Below are 763 nucleotides of genomic sequence, written 5' to 3'. Positions count from 1 at the left end.
TTTCCCACGGCTCACCGACCGGGATTTCGCCTTGGGGGGCGCCGGTGCGTTCCCGGATCTCATCGACGATCGCGACATACATCGGGTTGTTGATCTGGGGGGGTTCGCCTCCCCGCCCCACAGCTTTCCGGTTTCGAGGAAGTGGGTGATCGCAAGTTCGAACCCGGGCCGTACCGGAACCACGACGCGTGCAGAGCCAGCTCGCAGGAAGTCCTGGAACTGGGGGTCGGCGTCCTGCTTCAGGAAGCGATCCACCCAGGTGTTCTTCCGTGCCCAGAAGTACGGGTAGAACACCCATTGGGTCTGGTCCCATTCGAAGGATTGCTCGAAGAACCGGATGTACGCGCCCTCGGCGGCCGCGTCCACAAGGTCGAAGGTGGGCGGGGTGCCGTCCTTGGTGGCGTCGAACGCGTCGTACCACTGCTGGGTCAGCACCGAGATGCAGTGCTTCTTCAGTTCTGCGGCGATGGTGGCCTGGTTCATTGCCGGCGGGGCCCCGAACGGCAACGTGTTGTCGCGCTCGGCTTTCGCTTGCGCGTCGGCCTTGATCTGTTCCACTTTCTGCTGGTACTCGCGCAGTCGGTCCTCGTACTTGGCGAGCAGTTTGCCGAATGTCACCAGCCGCCAGGCGTCCAGGAGGGTTTCGGTGCGGCGGGCGACCACGACCACCTCGAAGGCGTAGGTGTTGGTCTCGTACGCGATGAGCAGCACGTTGAGCTTGCCATCCGCCGACAGGCGGGTGTGGCTCAGCGTACCGAAGGGG

Annotated in this window: 1 pseudogene; it reads right to left on the bottom strand. The window is 64.0% G+C overall.

Going from position 1 to position 763, the window contains the following annotated elements:
• A pseudogene (locus tag BN358_RS27240) lies at positions 1-763 on the bottom strand (hypothetical protein); the annotation flags it as partial.

Source organism: Sedimentibacter sp. B4 (genome assembly GCF_000309315.1).
GTDB lineage: Bacteria > Bacillota > Clostridia > Tissierellales > Sedimentibacteraceae > Sedimentibacter > Sedimentibacter saalensis.
Note: the sequence above shows the minus strand (reverse complement) of the source record. Positions and strands in the feature narration are given on the sequence as shown.